20 protein-coding genes are annotated in these 18,348 nt (G+C 68.2%); 2 read left to right on the top strand and 18 right to left on the bottom strand.

Annotated elements, in window-relative coordinates; translation table 11 throughout:
- Position 1: 1 nt before the first annotated feature.
- The 18 genes from ASE79_RS06055 to ASE79_RS05970 all read right to left on the bottom strand — a co-directional run bounded on the left by ASE79_RS06055 (position 2) and on the right by ASE79_RS05970 (position 16,098).
- On the bottom strand, positions 2-415 hold the full coding sequence (locus tag ASE79_RS06055; protein WP_321163321.1) for a flagellar protein FliS: 414 nt from the start codon (positions 413-415) through the stop codon (positions 2-4).
- Positions 397-1,842 (bottom strand): flagellar filament capping protein FliD, encoded by a 1,446-nt coding sequence (fliD, locus tag ASE79_RS06050; protein ID WP_056412991.1) that lies wholly within the window; start codon positions 1,840-1,842, stop codon positions 397-399. The genes ASE79_RS06055 and fliD overlap by 19 nt, the downstream gene beginning before the upstream one ends.
- Positions 1,843-1,899: 57 nt before the next feature.
- Positions 1,900-3,042 (bottom strand): flagellar type III secretion system protein FlhB, encoded by a 1,143-nt coding sequence (flhB, locus tag ASE79_RS06045; protein WP_056412988.1) that lies wholly within the window; start codon positions 3,040-3,042, stop codon positions 1,900-1,902.
- Between the two features lie 15 nt (positions 3,043-3,057).
- Entirely contained in the window at positions 3,058-3,831 is a 774-nt protein-coding gene (fliR, locus tag ASE79_RS06040; protein WP_082445078.1) for a flagellar biosynthetic protein FliR, read from the bottom strand.
- 159 nt (positions 3,832-3,990) lie between these two features.
- Positions 3,991-4,260 carry a flagellar biosynthesis protein FliQ gene (fliQ, locus tag ASE79_RS06035; protein ID WP_055874447.1) on the bottom strand — a complete coding sequence of 90 codons (270 nt, stop codon included), beginning with the start codon at positions 4,258-4,260 and terminating at the stop codon, positions 3,991-3,993.
- A gap of 4 nt (positions 4,261-4,264) precedes the next feature.
- The gene (gene fliP / locus ASE79_RS06030) at positions 4,265-5,215 is read right to left on the bottom strand and encodes a flagellar type III secretion system pore protein FliP (RefSeq protein WP_082445077.1); all 951 of its coding nucleotides are present in this window, start codon (positions 5,213-5,215) and stop codon (positions 4,265-4,267) included.
- Positions 5,212-5,466: a flagellar biosynthetic protein FliO gene (locus tag ASE79_RS06025; RefSeq protein WP_055874442.1), complete on the bottom strand. Its 255-nt coding sequence runs from the start codon at positions 5,464-5,466 to the stop codon at positions 5,212-5,214. The genes fliP and ASE79_RS06025 overlap by 4 nt, the downstream gene beginning before the upstream one ends.
- A 5-nt stretch (positions 5,467-5,471) precedes the next feature.
- A complete protein-coding gene (fliN, locus tag ASE79_RS06020; RefSeq protein ID WP_056054132.1) occupies positions 5,472-5,762 on the bottom strand; it encodes a flagellar motor switch protein FliN in 291 nt (96 codons plus the stop codon).
- A complete protein-coding gene (locus tag ASE79_RS06015) occupies positions 5,759-6,721 on the bottom strand; it encodes a flagellar motor switch protein FliM (RefSeq protein WP_056412982.1) in 963 nt (320 codons plus the stop codon). The genes fliN and ASE79_RS06015 overlap by 4 nt, the downstream gene beginning before the upstream one ends.
- A gap of 3 nt (positions 6,722-6,724) precedes the next feature.
- Complete coding sequence (locus ASE79_RS06010) at positions 6,725-7,351, bottom strand: flagellar basal body-associated FliL family protein (protein ID WP_056412979.1); 627 nt, start codon at positions 7,349-7,351, stop codon at positions 6,725-6,727.
- Positions 7,352-7,366: 15 nt separating this feature from the next.
- Positions 7,367-9,205, bottom strand: a complete 1,839-nt coding sequence (locus tag ASE79_RS06005; RefSeq protein WP_056412976.1) for a flagellar hook-length control protein FliK — start codon at positions 9,203-9,205, stop codon at positions 7,367-7,369.
- Between the two features lie 47 nt (positions 9,206-9,252).
- On the bottom strand, positions 9,253-9,672 hold the full coding sequence (locus ASE79_RS06000) for a hypothetical protein (protein WP_056412973.1): 420 nt from the start codon (positions 9,670-9,672) through the stop codon (positions 9,253-9,255).
- Between the two features lies 1 nt (position 9,673).
- Positions 9,674-10,999 carry a FliI/YscN family ATPase gene (locus ASE79_RS05995; protein ID WP_056412971.1) on the bottom strand — a complete coding sequence of 442 codons (1,326 nt, stop codon included), beginning with the start codon at positions 10,997-10,999 and terminating at the stop codon, positions 9,674-9,676.
- Positions 10,999-11,757 carry a FliH/SctL family protein gene (locus tag ASE79_RS05990; protein WP_056412968.1) on the bottom strand — a complete coding sequence of 253 codons (759 nt, stop codon included), beginning with the start codon at positions 11,755-11,757 and terminating at the stop codon, positions 10,999-11,001. Before ASE79_RS05990 ends, ASE79_RS05995 begins: the two co-directional genes overlap by 1 nt.
- Entirely contained in the window at positions 11,750-12,760 is a 1,011-nt protein-coding gene (gene fliG / locus ASE79_RS05985) for a flagellar motor switch protein FliG (protein WP_082445076.1), read from the bottom strand. The genes ASE79_RS05990 and fliG overlap by 8 nt, the downstream gene beginning before the upstream one ends.
- Positions 12,757-14,430, bottom strand: coding sequence for a flagellar basal-body MS-ring/collar protein FliF (gene fliF, locus ASE79_RS05980; RefSeq protein ID WP_056412965.1), 1,674 nt, complete (start codon positions 14,428-14,430; stop codon positions 12,757-12,759). Before fliF ends, fliG begins: the two co-directional genes overlap by 4 nt.
- A gap of 1 nt (position 14,431) precedes the next feature.
- Complete coding sequence (gene fliE, locus ASE79_RS05975) at positions 14,432-14,794, bottom strand: flagellar hook-basal body complex protein FliE (protein ID WP_056412962.1); 363 nt, start codon at positions 14,792-14,794, stop codon at positions 14,432-14,434.
- On the bottom strand, positions 14,791-16,098 hold the full coding sequence (locus tag ASE79_RS05970; protein ID WP_056412957.1) for a sigma-54 interaction domain-containing protein: 1,308 nt from the start codon (positions 16,096-16,098) through the stop codon (positions 14,791-14,793). Before ASE79_RS05970 ends, fliE begins: the two co-directional genes overlap by 4 nt.
- A 273-nt stretch (positions 16,099-16,371) precedes the next feature.
- On the opposite strand from ASE79_RS05970, the gene ASE79_RS05965 reads away from it, so the two are divergent.
- Both ASE79_RS05965 and ASE79_RS05960 read left to right on the top strand, forming a co-directional pair.
- Positions 16,372-17,202 carry a flagellin gene (locus ASE79_RS05965; RefSeq protein WP_056412954.1) on the top strand — a complete coding sequence of 277 codons (831 nt, stop codon included), beginning with the start codon at positions 16,372-16,374 and terminating at the stop codon, positions 17,200-17,202.
- Between the two features lie 305 nt (positions 17,203-17,507).
- Positions 17,508-18,335: a flagellin gene (locus ASE79_RS05960; RefSeq protein ID WP_056412950.1), complete on the top strand. Its 828-nt coding sequence runs from the start codon at positions 17,508-17,510 to the stop codon at positions 18,333-18,335.
- Positions 18,336-18,348: the final 13 nt, after the last annotated feature.

Raw genomic sequence — 18,348 nt, 5'->3', positions numbered from 1 at the left:
GTCAGGCGGCGCTGGCGGTCCGCCAGGCCTGGGCGATCTCGTCGAGCATGTCGGCGGAGTCGCGGAACGGCTTGGGGTCGTGGCCGAGCGAGGCGTTGATGACGGTCTTGCGCGCGCCGCCGTACAGCCGGGCGAGCGTCTCCGAGACCTGCCCGCCCTTCTCGAAATCGAGGCCGGCCTCGAGCGCGAACAGGATCGCGGTGGCGCGCGTGATCCGCTCGCTCTTGACCGCGAACTTGCGCTTTTCGCAGGCCCAGGCGGCGGCGCGCAGCGCGGCGACGAGTTCCTTGTAGAGCAGCTGGACGAGCGCCGGGCCGTCCGCGGTCGCGGTGCGGCCGACCGCGTCGATCTGGCGATAGGTGGCGAACGGGTCGCGCGCGAGCGTGGAGGCGTAGGTCACGAGGTCTTGTTCCACTGGGCGATCTGGCCGGTGAGGAAGGTCTGCGTCGATTTATACGCCGACACGCGCGAATTCATGCTGGCATATTGCTGCGTCAGGCGCGTGGTGAGCTGCGCGGTCTGGTCGGTGACCTTGTCCTGCTGCTTGGTCACGTCCGACTGCGCGGCGGTGTAGCGCACGGTGGACGCGCCGAGCCCGGTCAGCGTGCTGGTCGCACTGGTGGTCAGCGCGGTCAGCGCCGCGGACAGGCCAAGCGCGTTGGTGCCCGACGGCGCGAACATCGATTCGATCGTGTCGGGATAGGCGGCAAGCTGCTTGGCGAGCAGCGTGCTGTCGACGCGCAGCGTGCCGTCGGTGTTGGTCGCGACGCCCAGCTCCGACAACGTCCGCGGGAGGCCGGCGACCGCGCCGCCGACCAGCGGCTTCGACGTCAGCGCCTTCAGCGAACTCAGCAGCGACTTGGCCGCCGGATCGGCGCGCAGGTTGCCGGTGATCGGATCGGTCTGCGCGGTGACCGTCGCGAGGACTTCGTTATAGGTCGTGACGACGTCGTTCACCGCCTGGGTCAGCGCGTCGGTCGGCGCGGTGCTGGTCAGCGATACGGGCACGGTCGACACCGCGTTCAGCTGCAGCGTCACGCCCGAGACGAGATCGCTGACGGTGTTGCCGGGGCGCTCGACGGCGATCCCGTCGACGGTGATCTGCGCGTTCTGCGCGGTCGAGACCAGGCTCGTCTTGGTCGCGGTGCCGCCGATGTCGAGCGCGTCGTTGTTGGCTCCCGTCAGGGTGAAGGCGTTGTCGCTGCCGGTCGCGCCCTTGACCGACAGGAACGCGCGCCCCTGCGCATCGGTGACGACGGAAGCGGTGACGCCCTTCTTCGATGCGTTGATGCCCGCCGCGATCGCATCGATGCTGCCGTCGCCAATATCGATCGCGACGTCCTCGCCGGTGCCGATCTTGAGCGTCAGCGCACCGGTGCCGAGCGAGGTCGCACGGTCGGCGGCGGGGACGGGGGTGTTGGTGCGCGCGACCTGGCCGGTGGCGAGGCGCGTGACGGTGACGCTGGCGGACAGGCCCGACAGCTTTGCGCCCGACTGCGCGGTGGCGGACAGGACGGCGGCGTTCGAGCTGGTCGGCTGGGTCTGCAGGCTGCCGCCCTTCACCAGATTGGCGAGCGCGGTGGAGAAACCGGTCATCGTGCTCTTGAGCGAGGCGACGCCCGAGATCTGCGACGTGAGCGTGTCCGACTTGGATTTCAGCGCGGCGGTGCGCGCGGCGAACTGCGCTTCGACGAGCGAGGTGACCAGCGTGCCGGTATCGACGCCCGAGCCCGCGCTGAGCCCGGTCAGCAGCGCCTGCGTCGCGGCGTTGACCGCGCTCTGGGCGGTCGGCGTGGGGGTCGGTGTCGGCGTGGCCGTCGTGCTGCTGGTCGATGTTACCATGGCAAATTCCCTGCACGTGCGCGCGCATCTGTAAGAACGACCGTTCGCAGCCGATCTTTAGGCCTGTTTCATGCCGTTTTCGTCGAACCGCGCGTCCTTGGGGACGGTGACGAACGGCTGGACGCCTGCGGCCGTACCGCCCGCGGCCGCGTTCAGCCCGAAGACGAAGGCGAGCACCGTCGCGATCGCCATGTACAGGTCGTCGCGAACCTCCTGGTTTTCCTTGCTGGTGTAATACACCGCGCGGGCCAGCATCGGATATTCGAGGATCGGGACAGGGCTTTCGCCCGCCAGTTCGCGGATCGCCAGTGCGGTCGCGCCGCGGCCCTTGGCGACGACCACCGGCACCTGGTCTTTTCCGCGATCATAGCGGAGGGCGACGGCGAAGTGCGTCGGGTTGGTCAGCACGACATGCGCCTCCGCGACCGATTTGCGTAAGCCCCCGCTTGCCATCGCACGCATCTTGGCGCGCATATGGCCCTTCGCCTCGCCATTGCCTTCGGTCGACTTGTGCTCGTCCTTCACCTCCTGCTTCGACATCCGCATCTTGCCGAGCCGGCGAATGATCTGGATCGGCAGGTCGATGCCCGCGATCGCGCACAGCCCGAACGCCATCGCGATCAGGATGCCCTTGAAGATCCCGCCGAGCGTCGACAGCGCCTGGTTGAGATCCGCGGATGAGGCGAGCCCCATCGTCGAATGCGCCGCGTTCCACAGCATCCAGCCGCCGATCGTGCCGAGCAGGATCACCTTCAGCAGCGACTTGCCGAGCTCGATCCAGCCATTCGCGCCGAAGATCCGCTTGAGCCCCGCGGCGGGATCGACGCGGCTGTATTTGGGCGCGAGCAGACCGCCGTTGAAGCCGAGCGACCCGAGCCCCGCCTGGCTCAGGATCGCCGCGCCGATGCTGACGATGAACAAGGTGACGAGCGAGGGGGCGAGCTTGCCGCCCGCCTCCATCAGCGGGCGCCAGGGGGAGAAATCCTCGACATCGGCATGCGTGAACTGGAAGCTCGAGCTCATGATCGCCTTGCACGCGGCGATCAGCGTCGGGCCGGCGTAGATCAGCCAGGCGACGCCGGCGAGCATGCTGAGCGCGGTGGCGAAGTCGCGCGACTTGAGGATGTCACCCTTCTCGACCGCATCCTTCTTGCGCTTCGCGGTTGGGGCTTCGGTTTTTTCGCCCGAATCCTCAGACATGGGCACCCTCCCACATCAGCCGAGCACCAGGTTTTCGGTGGCGGACAGGCCTTCGCGGACGATGACGAGCATGTAATCGCCCATCGTCGGGAACGCGATCGCCAGCGTGATGACGCCGACCGCGAGGCTGGCGGGCAGGCCGACCGCGAACAGGTTGAGCGAGGGCGCGGCGCGGCTCAGCATGCCGACGACGATGTTGAGGCAGAGCAGCAGGAAGCCGACCGGGAGCGCGAGCAAGAGCCCCGCGAGAAACGCATAGCCGCCGAAGAACGCGATCGCCTTGAGCCGCTCGACGCCGATCCACGCGGCGCCGGGCGGGAGCACCTCATAGCTCTTCACGATCATGTCGATCAGGATCAGGTGGCCGTCGACCGACAGGAACAGCAACGTCAGCATGATCGAGAAGAACTGGCCGAGCGCCGGCGACGACTTGCCGTTCTGCGGGTCGATCGAGGAGGCGAAGCCGAGCCCCATCGCGCCGCCGATGACCTCGGCGGCGATGACGGGGGCTGCGAACGCGATCTGGAGGACGAAGCCGAGCGCCAGGCCGACGAGCGCCTCGGCGGCGGCGGACAGCACGGTGGTCACCGAGAAGATGCTCGCCGGCGGCACGATCGGATGGACCGCGAGCACGAGGAAGCCGATCGCGCCCGACAGCGTGACGCGCACGGTCAGCGGCACCGCGACCGCCCCGAACACGGGCGCGGCGATGAACGTCGCGCCGATGCGGATCATCACGAACACGAGCGCCCAGAGTTGCGGCTCGATCGAGAGCCCGAAGCCCAACACGACTAAATCCCCATCCCGCTTGCGGGAGGGGAGCAGAAGGGACGGTCGCGTGTTCGGCGTGCCAGCGCCGCGGCAAAGCCGCGTCGTCGGTCCTTGGCTGTGCCAAGGCCGGCCGGGCTTGCGCTAAGTGCGCGGACGTCGCCGCGCTGGCGCTGCGCCTCACTTAACGAGATCCGGAATACGCTCGAAGATCCCGATCGTGAAATCGCTCAGCAATCCCAGGATCAGGCTCCCGAAGATCAGGATCGACACGGCAACCACGACCAGTTTCGGCACGAATGACAGCGTCTGCTCATTGATCGACGTCGCGGCCTGGATCATGCCCAGGATCAGCCCCGCGAGCAGCGCCGGGATCAGGATCGGCGCGCTGGCGAGTGCCAGCACCCACATCGTCTGGTTGGCGACGGTCAGGAAATATTGCGCGTCCATCGCCTCAGGTCGCGAACGAGTTGGCGAGGCTGCCCATCGTCAGCGCCCAGCCGTCGACGAGCACGAACAGGAGGAGCTTGAACGGCATCGAGATGATCGTCGGTGACAACATCGCCATGCCGAGCGACATCAGCACGGTCGCGACGACGAGGTCGATGACGATGAACGGCAGGAAGATCAGGAAGCCGATCTGGAATGCGGTCTTGAGTTCCGAGGTGACGAAGGCGGGCAGCAGGACCGAGAAGGGGATGTCGGTGGAGGACGCATACGGGCCGGACTTGGCGATCTGCGCGAACATCGTCACGTCCTTGATCCGCGTCTGCTTCACCATGAAGGCGTGGAGCGGCACGCCCGCGGTGGTGATCATCTGCGTGCCCGCCAGCTGCCCGGCGGCATAGGGCTGGATCGCGGTCGTGTTGATCTGGCTGATCGTCGGCGCCATGATGAAGAAGGACAGGAACAGCGACAGCCCGAGCAGCACCTGGTTCGGCGGCGTCTGCTGGAGCCCGAGCGCCTGGCGCAGGATCGCCAGCACGATGATGATCCGCGTGAAGCTGGTCATCATCAGCAGGATGCCCGGCAGGACCGTGAGCAGTCCCATGATGATGAGGACTTGCAGCGAGAGCGACAGCGAGCCGCTCTGGCCGGTATTGCCTGCGGCCTGGCCGCCGAGCTGGCCGAGCGCGCGATCGACCGCGTCGCCGACCGCGGGGTTGGTCGGGGCGGGGACGGCTTGGGCGAAGGCGGGCATGGCGAGGAACAGGGCGAGCAGAACCGCCAGCGCGACCCACAACCACGCGTTTCCGCGCGACGGCGGGGACGCAGGGTTACGGAGCGCGCCGTTCGCGGTTCCTGGTTTCCGGCATGCGCGGGAAAACGGGGAGGATTTCGACGCGGCAAACAAGGCCGGGCCCGAGCCCTTGCGGGTCACCGTCGGACGAACAGCGGCGGTCATGCGTCGACCTTGTCGATCAAATGCACGCCGCCACGGCCGACCGAGACGAGCAGCCGGCGGCCCTCGAAATCGATCACCGCGAGGCGCAGGCCCGGCGAGATCATCATCGTTTCCTTGACGCCGATCAGCCGGGTCGACGGCTTGCCAGGCATCCGGCTCTCGAACTTGCGCCACAGATACAGGCACCCGAACATGAGCCCGCACACCAGCGGAAGCAGGATGACGAGCTTGAGGATATAGGTCCAGAGCATCGAAATCAGCCGCGCTTGTCGGGCGATACGAGCTCGGTCATGCGGACGCCGAAGCGCTCGCCGACCGTGACGACTTCGCCGCGACCGATCAGCGTGCCGTTGACGAACACGTCGAGCAGTTCGTTGGCCTGGCGATCGAGCTCGATCACGCTGGATTCGCCGAGTGCCAGCAGTTCGCGCAGCGTCAGGCTGGTCGAGCCGATCTCGACGGTCAGCTTGACGTCGACATCCTGGAGCAGCCGGAAATTGGCGGCCACCGCGGCGTCAACAGGGAAGCCTCCGGTCATGTCGTTCATGCTGCAAATCCTTCGTCGAAACGGGTAATCGAGGTGAGCTGGATGGCGGCAAAGCCATTGGACGTGCCGACTGTGCCGCAGCCGAGCCGGTTGTTGCCGACCATCACCGGCACGTCGCCCGAGATGGTGATCGGGATCACGTCGCCGGGTTTCAGGTCCATCAGCATCGTCAGCTTCACGACCGGCTCGGCGAGGACCGAGCGGATCGGGAACCGCACGTTCATGGCGGCGCGGGTCAGCTCGTTGCGCCATGCCGGGTCGGGCTCGGCCGACTTGCCGACGACCTTGGCGGTCAGCGACGGCGCGTGCGGCTTCAGCGCGGAGACGGGGTAGACGAGGTCGAGGAACACCGGCTTGGCGTTCCCCGCGGCGATGCCGAAGCGCGTGACGATCATCGCGTCCTCGCCGTCGAGATCGGCGATCATCGCCGGGTTCACCTCGACGCGGGTCGGCTGGAAATCGAACCGTGCCATCGGCTCCCACGCGGTCTTGAGCGGGGTCGCGATCATCTGGCCGATCCGCGCGACCATCGCCTCGGCGGCGGGCGAGAATTCGCTCGGCAGGACGTGCGGCGCGGCACCGGTGCCGCCGAAGAACATGTCGAGCATCTCGAGCACGAACTTGCCGTCCATGATGCACAGCGCCTGCGCCATGCCCGGCGTCATGATCAGCGGCAGCCACGCGGTCAGCGCGTCGCTGCGCTCGGCACGGTAGTCGGTGAAGCGCTGGACGACCAAAGGCTCGGCCCAGCAGCGGACCTCCTGGCGCAGCAGCGGCTCGAACACGCCGCGCAAACCGCGCGCGAACCGGGCGGAGAGATGCTGCAACGTATGCAGGTCGCCGAACGGATTGAGCTTGGCCCCGCCGAGCACGCCCTGATGCAGCACGCCCTGTTTGGGGGCGGTGGAGCGATCCCGGTCGCGCCGTTCGCGCGTCTTTGCTGAGCCCTCGTTAACCATGCCTCACTGAACGACGAAACTGGTAAAGTAAACGTTACCGATGCCGCCGAATCCTTCCTTCTGCTTGAGCGTATCGTTGATCGCCTTGGCCAATCTGACCTGCAATTGGCGCTTGCCCTCGCTGCTCATCACCTGCTCCTCGGTGGTGTCGCCGAGCGCCATCAGGATGGCCGAGCGGACCGCGATGTCGTTGGTCTTCAGGTTGGTGATGACGGTGTCGTCATAGGGCGTGGAGACCGCGACGCCGACCTGGACGAAGTGCGCCGAGTCCTGGAGATTCGAGGTGAAATCCTTCTCCAGCGGGTAGTAGGTGGAGGCGTATTTGTCGCCGCCCTCGCCTGCGGGGGGCTTCATCCCGTGGTTTTCGGGCGCAGCCTCGTCGCCGCCGTGGCCGCCGCCTTCGCCGCCCTCGGTGGCATGTTTCTGTTCGCTCTTGGGGACGAGCTTGGGCTTGCCGTCGTCGGCCGCCGCCGCATGACCGCCGCCGAGCAGCCCGGCGTTCGACGCATAGACGCCGGCGCCGACGCCGCCGCCGACCAGCACCAGCAGCGCCACGCCGCCGATCAGGATCGTCTTCATCTTGCCCTTTTTCTTGGGCGCGGCGTCTGCGGTATCAGTCTTCTCAGCCATGTCGGGTCCTTCGGTTCAGGCGATTCGGATATCTTCGGGCGCGGCGACGATCGTCGCGGACGCCGGAGGGGATGGGGTGCGGTTGGATGCGTGCGGCGTGGCTTGCGCGCGCGGCGGGCCGTTTCCGGCGCCGGCGTTGTCGCCGAGCCCGCCCTGGCCGAGCTTCAGACCGCGCGCTTCGGCCAGCTCGACGAGCCGGGGTTGCGCCTCTTGGAGCAAGGCCCGCGTCGCGCCCTGCTCCGCGTGGAAGTGAACATGGACGGTGTCGCCGTCCTGCTTCAGCGCGACGTCGATCGCGCCGAGCGCGTCGGGGACCAGGCGGATCCGCGTGTCGCCCGCGTCGGCGGCATCGCGCAGGATCTCGATCCGCTCGATCATCGCGTGCGGCCAGCGTTCCTGCCGCATGTCGAGCGGGGCCTGTTGCGCCGCCGCGGTCGCGATCGTCGGCGCCGATACGGGCGTGCCGGCGGTCGGCGAGACCATGCTGGGGTCCGCGGCGTCACGCTCGTCGCGGGGCTTGGTCGCGGCGCGGATCGCGGCGCCGAACACCTGGCTCGCCGACGCGACGGTACCGGGCTGCGGCTGGACCGCGGCGGGCATCGGCACGGCGAGCGCGACGGGCGTGGTGGCTCCGGTCGAAACCCAGCGCGGCGTGGAGATCGGGGTGTCGGGGCTGACCGGCAGTGCGGTCGCTTCGCGCTGCTGGGGCAAGCCAGGCGTGGCCGGTCGAGCCGTCTCTACGGTTCCAGCGAGGGGCGGGGCGACGGCTGGCGGAGCCGCCGGGCCGGGCATCATTGGCTCGGCCGCCATGGCGGCCGGCGCGGTCTGCGCGGGGCCGATAGGTGGCGTCTGGTCGAGCGGCAGTCGCGTATCGGCGGTCTGCGGCGGCGTCGGTAGCCGCACGAACGGCGTTCGCGGAGCGGCATTGCCGGTCGCGGGGGTGAGCGCGGCATCGGCTTGCCCTGCGACAGGCAGGGCGAGCGCGGGCGATACCCCCGGCGCCGGGACTGGCGGCGTCTCGTTGGGGCTGGTCGCAGCGGTAGCCGTAGCGGTTGGCTGGAGCGGGGCGGGGCTGTCGGGGAGCATTTGGCCGGGTGTGACCGCAGGCGGCACACGCCGATCGGCGCCCGGCGCCGGCGCGGCTGTCTCGGCGGTCTGCGGTTTCGCTTCGGCCAGCCCGGCGAGGGATGGCGACAGCACGGCGGGCGCTGCCGCGCTTGCCGCGCCATCGTCTGGTTTGACCGTATCGACGATGGCCAGGGAGGTGATCGGCAAGGCGGGTGGGGCGGTCGAGAGTATGACCGGCATGTCCACGGACCTGGCGACGCTTGGGGCCGCGTCGTCCGTATCGGCCTCGCTCGTATCCGCCTCGGTCGTAGCGGTGCCGTCCGTTGCGCTCTGGTCCTTCGCGCGGGCGCCGCGGGTCGGGCCCACGAACGGGGTCGGCCGGGCGATGCGGGCGACCGGGGTGGCGATGGCGGCAGGGTTTGCGGTGCCGAGCGGCGGATCGGCTTCGACTGCGTCCGGCGTCAGGGCGTTTGCCGGGAGCAGCAGCGATTTCTGCGCGGCAACCGCTAGAGCGGGCGCTTGCGGCGGGATTCCGGGCTGCCATGCTGCTGGCGGGTCAGCGGCGGGCGTCGCCATCGGCAAGGCGTTGCCGGGGGCGGCGGCGTTCTGCAGGACTGTCGCATCGGGCTTGGCCGCCAGCAAGGGCAGGACGGGAGCCAGGACAGCATCGGGGGTCTGCGCCTGCGCGAAGGAGCCGGCGAAATCGATCGCCGCCCGTCCGCCCTGTACGGCCGGCGAGCGTGTCTGCGCGGGTAGAACGGGGGACAGGGAGGCGGTCAGGATCATGCAGGATACTCGTTCGGGCGCGCGGCGCGAAGCCGCATGCCGCACCCTCAGCAAGGATCGTGCCGAACCTTTCGGAAGACGGGAGACTCTTCCATCGCGCGGATCGCCTTCAACACCGCATCGGCATCGGCGCGCGCGAGGAGCTTCTCGACCGCGCTCTGGTCGCGCTTGGCGGCGCGGGTGGCCTCGGCGGCGCGCTCGACATGCTGTTCGGCCGCCTGGACGCGTGCGACGGCGGCGTTGGCGGATTGCTGGAGGCGCTCGCGGTAATGCGCGGCGGCACCGAGCGACACCGCCACCCGAGTCTCGTTGATCGGCGCGACCGCTTCGGCGAGCAGCGCGATACGCCCGGACAACGCCTGTTCGCTCGCGAACTTGTCATGCGCGCGCGCCTCGTCGGCGCGCGTCAACCCGAGCTGGAGCGTGCGGACGCGGTGGATGCGCGCGAGCGTCTTGCCACGCGCCATGTCAGCCGCCGAACACGCCGGTCAGCTCGGCGACCGCATCGGCGAGCGAGACATTATCGTCGGCGTCCTGGCGGATATATTCCATCACCGCCGGGTGGCACGCGATCGCCGCGTCGATCGCCGGATCCGCACCGTGGCGATAGGCGCCCATCAGCACCAGATCGCGGTTCTCCTCGTACGTGGCGAGGTGGCGGCGCAAAGTCCGCGCGGCCCTGGCATGGGCTGCGTCGACGATGTCGGTCATCACGCGGCTGACCGACGGGCCGATATCGATCGCGGGATAGACGCCGCGCTCGGCGAGATGGCGGTTGAGGACGATATGGCCGTCGAGGATCGAGCGCGCCGAATCGACCACCGGATCATTGCCGTCATCGCCGTCCGCCAGCACCGTGTAGATCGCGGTGATCGACCCGCCGCTATGGACGTCGACGCCGGCGCGCTCGATCAGGTTGGGCAGCATCGCAATTGCGGAGGGCGGATAGCCACGCGCGGAGGCGGGCTCGCCGAGCGCGAGGCCGATCTCGCGACCGGCATGCGCGACTCGGGTCAGCGAATCCATGATCAGCAGGACCTTCTTGCCCTCGTCGCGGAAGGATTCGGCGATCGCATGCGCACGCAGCGCGCCGCGGATCCGCAGCACCGGCGAATGATTGGCCGGCACCGCGACGACGACCGAGCGCGCGCGCGCGGCGCCCGCGACCTTGGTTTCCAGGAAGTCGGCGACTTCGCGGCTGCGCTCGCCGATCAGGCCGATGACGATCACGTCGGCCTGCGCGGCGCGGACGATCATGCCGAGCAGCACCGACTTGCCGACGCCCGAGCCCGCCATGATGCCGACGCGTTGGCCCTGGCCGATCGTCAGCAGGCCGTTGATCGCGCGGACGCCGACGTCGAGCGGTTCGCGCACGCGGCCGCGATCGAGCGGCGACTGGAGTTTCCCCGCGAGCGGCCAGCGGCCTGCGCCACGGATCGGGCCGAGCCCGTCGATCGGCTTGCCCGCGCCATCGACGACTCGGCCGAGCATCGCAGCGCCCACTTCGGCCTCGCCCGGCGCGCCGATCGGCTTGACCGGCGCGCGCGGGAGGAGCGCGGCGGGGCCGCCGAGGTTCATCATCAACGTGCGGCCGTTGCGGAAGCCGATCACCTCCGCCTCGACGCTCGCCGCGCCCTCGCCGACCTGGCAGACGGTGCCGACCGGCAGCGTCAGCCCGACGGCTTCCATCAGCAGCCCGTCGAACGAGGCGAGACGGCCGGAGACTTTGGGCTTGGCGACGAAATCGGTGTTGGAGAGGGTTTCGAGATAATCGGCGGTGAAGCGATTGAGCATCAGCGGGGCACCGGCACGCGGTCGATCGCCTGCGCCAATTGGTCGAGCCACAATTCGGGGCCATCCTCGACGATCGTCGAGGCGCTTTCGAGCACGAAGCTGCCGCGCGCGACGCCCGGATCGCCGGCGGCGAAGATCGATTTCGGCAAGCGGCCTTCGAGCAGCGCGACGTCGTCGGGATGCACGCGGAGCAACGCGGATTCAGCGCTGTCGGCGAGCAGTTCGGCGGCGTTTTCGATCCGGCCGGCAAGCACGTCGGGCGCGATGCCGACTTCGCCGACCACCTTGGACACCAGGAACAGGACGGTCTGGCGGAGCTGTCCGGCGATGCGCTCGCGGTCGATCCGATCGGCGCCCAGCGCAGAGGCGAGATCGCCGAGCAACGTCGCGTCACGCGCCGCGGCATCGCGCGCGGCCGTAGCCGCGGCGGCGAGCCCTTCCTCGTAGCCCGCGGCATGGGCAGCCGCGAGCGGATCGATGAACGACGATTCGCTGACCGGATCGAGCGGATCCCAACCGGCGGTCGGGTTCGCGTTCTTGTCCGCCGGACTGAAGTGGCGCGGCGTGCCGGTATCGGCGGCGGCGTCACGGACGGATTCGGCGGTGAACGCCTGGCCGAAATCATTGGCAGGCCGGACCGTCGCGCGCGCGCGGATATCCGCGGCGGCGAAACCCGATGGCGGCGCGAACGCACTGGCGAGGACGTTGGCGCTGGTGGTGTGGCGCGACGCGAAGCCGGCGGTGAACCCGTTAGACATAATCGTCCTCGCCTCCGCCCATCTGGATCGTGCCGTCCTTCGCAAGGCCGCGCGCGATCGCGATCATCGCCTTCTGCGCCTCGAGCACTTCGGCGAGCTTCATCGGCCCGCGTGCCTCCATCTCGTCGCGGATACCGTCGGCAGCGCGCGCCGACATGCAGCCGAGGAAACGGTTGCGGATCGTCTCGTCGACGCCCTTGAGCGACTTGGTCAGGATCTCGCTGTCGACGTTGCGGATCAGCGTACCCAGATTCTTGTCGTCGAGGTCGAGCAGGTTGTCGAAGATGAACATCGCCTCCTCGATCGCCTTGGCGACGTCGCGGTCGATCTTGAACAGCTTCGGCATCACGCGCTGCTCGGTCGCCTTGCGCGCGCCCGACAGGATCTTGGCGGCTTCGCGCGTGCCGCCGAGCGTGACGCCGGCGCCGGCCGACGCGGTGCTGGTGCGGTTGGCGAGCAGGGTACGCAGCGTCTCGACCGCCTCGGGCGTGATCGGGCCAAGCCGCGCGATCCGGTGGAGGATGTCGGGCTGAACCGCGTCGGGCAGCAGTTCGAGCACCTGGCCGCCGATCGACGCGTCGAGGTTCGCGATCAGCACCGCGGCGATCTGCGGATGCTCCTTCTCGATCATCGCGGCGATCTCGGTCGCGTCGAGCCAGTCGAGCAGCTCGAGTTCGCACGCGGCCTCGGGCGGGGTGATCCGCGCGAGCACGCTCTCGGCCTTTTCGGGGCCGAGCGCGCGGTTCATCACCGCCTCGATCTGCGGGCGCGGGTCGAACCCGATCGCGGTGCGCTCGCGCGCGCGACCGACGAAATCGTCGAGCACGTCCTCGACCTCCTGCTCGGACACATCGGCGACCTTGAACATCGCCGCGCCGAGCTGGCGGACCTCCTCGGGCTCGAGCTTCTGGAGGATGGCCGCGGCCTCCTCCTCGCCGACGAGCATCATCAGCACCGCGGCGCGCTCGACGCCGGTATAGGTACGGAGCGCGACGTCGCTCACTTCGCGTCCGCCTTGATCATGTCGCGGACCGCGAGCGCCGCGCGCGTCGGATTGTCGCGCGTGAAGCCGCGGACCGCGCCGATCCGGTCGTCATAGCCGCGCGTATTCTCGAGCTGGTCGAGGCTGACGGGGGCGGCGACGGTCATGCCGTCCTGATCCGCCGCACCGATCGGCTGGCCGAGCGCGGGGCGCGTGCCGGCGTCCTCGCGCTTCTTCATCAGCGCCTTGGCGATCGGGCGGACGCCGAGCAGCAGCACGAGCAGCGCGATCAGGATCGCGGTGCCGTTGCGGGCGAGCACGGGCAGCCACGCATTGTCGTACCAGGCGGGCCCCGCCGCCGCGTCGGTGGCGCCTGCGAACTTGCGGCTGATCACGGTGACGTTGTCGTTGCGCGCCTGGTCGAAGCCGACCGCGCTCTTCACGAGATCGGTGATCTGGTTGATCTCCATCGCGGTGCGGCGAGTCTTGTCCGGATCGCGCAGCAGGACGGCGACCGACAGCCGCTTGACGCCGCCGGGGGTGGCGCGCGTGACCGACACTTCGCGGCCAAGGTCATAGGCGCGCTGATACTGGTCGGACTGCTTCATCGCGTCGGGTGCCGGGCCGCCGGCGACGGGCTGCGCGGCGGGCGTGCCGGGGTTGCCGGTCGCGGCCTGCGGGGTGGACAGCGTGCTGGCGGCGGGCGGCGTGTTGCTGAGCGCACCGGGGATGCCGCCTGGCGCGCCTGCGCCGCCGTCCTTCTGGTTGCCGGTCCAGTTGCCCGTCTCGGCACGCAGCACGCCCTGCTTTTCGTAGCTTTCGCGCGTCGCCTGGCTCTCGTCGAGATTGACGTCGGCCTGCACCTCGGCGGTGAAGTTGCCCGCGCCCACGAGCGGGGTGAGCAGCGCGATCAGCTGCGTGCGGTACTTGTCCTCGATCCGGCGCTGGATATCGATCCGAGCGTCGCTGGCAGCCCCCGCGCCATCGCTGCCGCCGGCCTTGGTCAGCAGCGCGCCCATCTGGTCGACGATCGTCACCGCCTCGGGCTTCATGCCGGGCACCGACGAGGCGACGAGGTTGATGATCGAGGCGACCTGCGCCTCGCTGAGCGAGCGCCCGCCCTGGAGCTTCAGGATCACCGATGCCGATGGCGCGGCGTTGTCGCGGACGAACACCGAAGCTTCGGGCATTGCGAGGTGCACGCGCGCCTCGGCGACAGCGTCGATCTCCTCGATCGACTTCGCCATCTCGGATTCGCGCGCCTGGCGAAGGCGTTCGCCCTCGACCGCGCGGCTGACGCCCATCGGCAGCTGGTCGAGGATCGCATAGCCGCCCGGTGCCGCCTTGGGCAGGCCCTGGCCCGCCAGCAGCATCTTGGCACGGCTGTAATCGTCCTCGCCGACGGTGAGTGCGCCGGTGCCCTCGTCGATATGGCTCTTGATGTTGGCGGTGGTCAGCGCGGAGGTGACCGCGGCCTTGTCGGAATCGGGCAGGCCGCTGAACAGCGTCTTCTGCGTCGGCGTCGACAGGCTCATCCATGCCAGCGCGGCGGCTGCGATCAGCCCGACCATCAGCGCCATCGGCAGCGAGCGGCGAACCGCGGGCTGTGCGAACACGCCCTTGATCTGCTGGAGGGGGTTGGCGAACCGTTCGGTGCCGCCGGGCGAGGTGGGGATGAGTGCGGTGCTCATGTCAGACCGGCATGCTCATGATATCCTTGTAGGCGGACAGCAGCTTGTTGCGGACCTGCAACGTCGCCTCGAACCCGACCGATGCCTGCTGGCGCGCGAGCATCACTTTTGCGATGTCGACCGTCTCGCCGCGCTCATAGCTTTCGCTGAGCTTGGCGGCCTGGGTCTGGCCGTCGTTGACGCTTTTCAGCGCGGTTTCCATCGTGTCGGCAAAGCTGGTCGGCTTGACCGTTTCGGTCGGCGCGACGGTGCCGCTCGCCCCCGCGCGCGACAGCGCCTGGTTGCGTTCGAGGATCTGCGAGCGCAGCGCCATGACGCGGTCGACGCTCATCGCGCCGCCACCGATGCCCGAGACGCCGCTCATGCCGAGGCGGCCCAGTTATGGACGTTGCCGATATCGTCGCCCTGCTCGCGCGCCTTGGCGAGGCGATAGCGCAGCGTGCGTTCGGAAATGCCGAGGCGCTTGGCGGTCTCGATCCGGCTGCCGTTGCACGCCTTGAGCGTCTCGCGGATTGCGGCGAACTCGCTCATCTGGACGATGTTGCCCAAGGTCCCGGGGGGCGTTTCCGGCTCCGCTGCAACCGGCGTGATGGGCGTGACTACCGCGGTACGCTGGAACGTCATCGACACCGGGCGGTCGAACACGATGTGGTTCGCCTCGATCGTGTCGCCGCCGCAGAACAGCAGCGCGCGCTGGATCACGTTTTCCAGCTCGCGGACGTTGCCGGGCCAGTCGTGCTGCATCAGCTGCTCGATCGCTGCATGGCTCGGCCAGGGGATCGAGGTGCGCGTGCCAGCGTGGCGCAGGATCAGCGTGGCGGCGAGCGCAGGGATATCCTGCGGGCGTTCGGCCAGCGACTTGGTCGCGAGCGGGAACACCGCGAGGCGGTAATAGAGATCGGCGCGGAACCGGCCCGCGGCGACTTCGGCGTGAAGGTCGCGGTTGGCGCAGGCGATCACGCGGACGTCGATCGGCTGCGGCACCGAGGCGCCGAGCGGCACGACCTCGCGCTCCTGCAGCACGCGGAGGAGCTTGGCCTGCAGCTGGAGCGGCATCTCGGCGATCTCGTCGAGCAGGATCGTGCCGCCGTTTGCCGCGCGGAAGAAGCCGTCGCCGCCCGACGATGCGCCGGTGAACGCACCCTTCTGGTGGCCGAACAGCAGCGCCTCGAGCATCGATTCGGGGAGGGCTGCGCAGTTGATCGCGATGAACGGCTTGTCCTTGCGTGCCGACCCATTGTGGATCGCGCGGGCGAGCACTTCCTTGCCGGTGCCGGTCGGGCCGTTGATCAGGACGGTGATGTCGGCGGCGGCAACGCGCTCGGCCAGTGCCAGCAACGCGAGCGATTCGGGGTCGGCGGCGGTCGGCATGTCGGGGCCGCCGATCAGCGCGCGCGCGAACCCGTTGCCGACCGCAGTGTCTTCCGCGGCAAAGCTGATCCGGGCGGGCGAACCGTCGCGCGACGGGGTCACCTGGCGGCCTTCGCAGCCGATCACGACGGTGCGGGCAGGGGCGGCGATGCCCTCGCCTTCGACGACCAGGAACAGATCGTTCGGGCCCGGCTGCGCCGTTTCGAACGAGCCTACGGCAAATCCCTGCGCCCGAAGCGACGAGACCAGCGCATATTTCCGCGAAGTGACTGCGGCCGATGGAAAAATAGAACGCATTGAGTTCCCCCTGAACGATTCGGGGAATGCGCCATTGGTGGTAAATTTGCGGTTAAACGGTGCCGGCATGCGGCAGATTATTTCCGGGCGCGTCCGCGTGGACACATGCGGACGCGTCTACGCGCGCGCGTAGGAGGGCGCGCACCGGGGGCGCTCGCAGGCGAGGCGATTTTTTTCCGCTAAAGTTCGCGACGAGGCGGCCGTTACCCCCTGTGACGGATCGGCACTTCGCCATGGGGGCGGCGCGGATCGTCGAAGATCACGGAGATTCTCATGACTGTCATCGGTACCAACATCTCGGCACTGCGCGCGACCAACGCCTCGACCAAGGCCTCGAACATGCTGGCCACGTCGATGGAGCGCCTGTCGACAGGCAAGCGCATCAATTCGGCCAAGGACGATGCCGCCGGTCTGGCGATCTCGTCGTCGATGACGTCGCAGATCAAGGGCATGAACCAGGGCGTCCGCAACGCGAACGACGGCATCTCGATGGCGCAGACCGCCGAGGGCGCACTCGACGAGGTCAGCAACAACTTGCAGCGCATGCGCGAACTCGAAGTTCAGAAGTCCAACGGCACCTATTCGCCGAGCGACATCGCGAACATCAAGTCGGAGCAGGATGCGCTGTCGAAGCAGATCACCAACGTCCTGACCAACACCAAGTTCAACGGCGTCGCGCTGTTCGACGGTACCGCCGGTACCGCCGGCGTCGTAAAGATCCAGGCGGGCGCGAACGCCAACGACTCGATCGACCTCAATCTTGGCGGTGACTTGAAGGGTGCAGGCGGCGTCGGCACGGTCGTCACGGCAACCGGCGCAGGTGCGACCTCGGCGACGATCCTGGCCGACTACGACACGGCGCTGTCCAACGTCTCGAACCGCCGTGCTTCGCTCGGCGCGTCGCAGAACCAGCTGCAGTCGGCGGTCAACAACCTGACCTCGAACGCGACCAACCTGTCGGACGCCAAGAGCCGCATCGAAGACACCGACTTCTCGTCGGAAACGACCGCACTCGCCAAGGCGCAGATCCTCAGCCAGGCATCGACCGCGATGCTCAGCCAGGCCAACCAGAGCCAGCAGGGCGTTCTGAAGCTGCTCGGCTGATCCGGTTCGGTGCCGGCACCGCCCCCCTAGGGTGACGGCGCCGATCGGAGCGATGACGCGCACGCGCTTTCCCGTGCGGCGTTCAGGATCCAAAGAATCGAACCCCGGCGACCAAAGGTCGTCGGGGTTTGTTCGTTCTCGGCCGACAGGAAAACTCCAGCAAGATTTTATAAACCAAAGAAAAAAGCGGCAATATATGGCCGGTTTTATTTAAGTCCGGCGGGATCCTGCCGTTACTTATTATGGCGGCACGGCCCTTCGCCACGGGGGCGGCGGGGATCGCCGAGAATTACTGGAGTTTTACAATGTCTGTCATCGGCACCAATGTTTCCGCACTGCGCGCGACCAACGCTTCGACCAAGGCCTCGAACATGCTGGCCACGTCGATGGAGCGCCTGTCGACCGGCAAGCGTATCAATTCGGCCAAGGACGATGCCGCCGGCCTTGCCATCTCGTCGTCGATGACGTCGCAGATCAAGGGCATGAACCAGGGCGTCCGCAACGCGAACGACGGCATCTCAATGGCGCAGACCGCCGAGGGCGCACTCGACGAGGTCACGAACAACCTGCAGCGGATGCGCGAGCTCGAAGTCCAGAAGGGCAACGGTACCTACTCGACCGACGACATCAAGAACATCAAGTCCGAGCAGGACGCGCTGTCCAAGCAGATTACGAGCGTCCTGACGAACACGAAGTTCAACGGCGTGGCACTGTTCGCCGGTACCGCAGGTAAGGGCACCGACGGCAAGGTTTCGATCCAGGCCGGTGCCAATGCAACCGACGCGATCGAGCTTGACCTCGGCGGTGATCTTTCCGCCGCCGCCACGGGTGTCGGCACGGTCGTAACCGCAACCGGCTCGGCAGGCGCGCTTTCCGACTACGACACGGCGATCTCGAACGTCTCGAACCGTCGCGCAAACCTCGGCGCGTCGCAGAACCAGTTGCAGTCGGCGGTCAACAACCTGACCTCGAACGCGACCAACCTGTCGGACGCCAAGAGCCGCATCGAGGACACCGACTTCTCGTCGGAAACGACTGCGCTCGCCAAGGCGCAGATCCTGAGCCAGGCATCGACCGCGATGCTGAGCCAGGCCAACCAGAGCCAGCAGAGCGTCCTGAAGCTGCTTCAGTAATCCGAGCACCGGC

It is taken from the genome of Sphingomonas sp. Leaf28 (genome assembly GCF_001421685.1).
Classification (GTDB): domain Bacteria; phylum Pseudomonadota; class Alphaproteobacteria; order Sphingomonadales; family Sphingomonadaceae; genus Sphingomonas; species Sphingomonas aurantiaca.
Note: the sequence above shows the minus strand (reverse complement) of the source record. Positions and strands in the feature narration are given on the sequence as shown.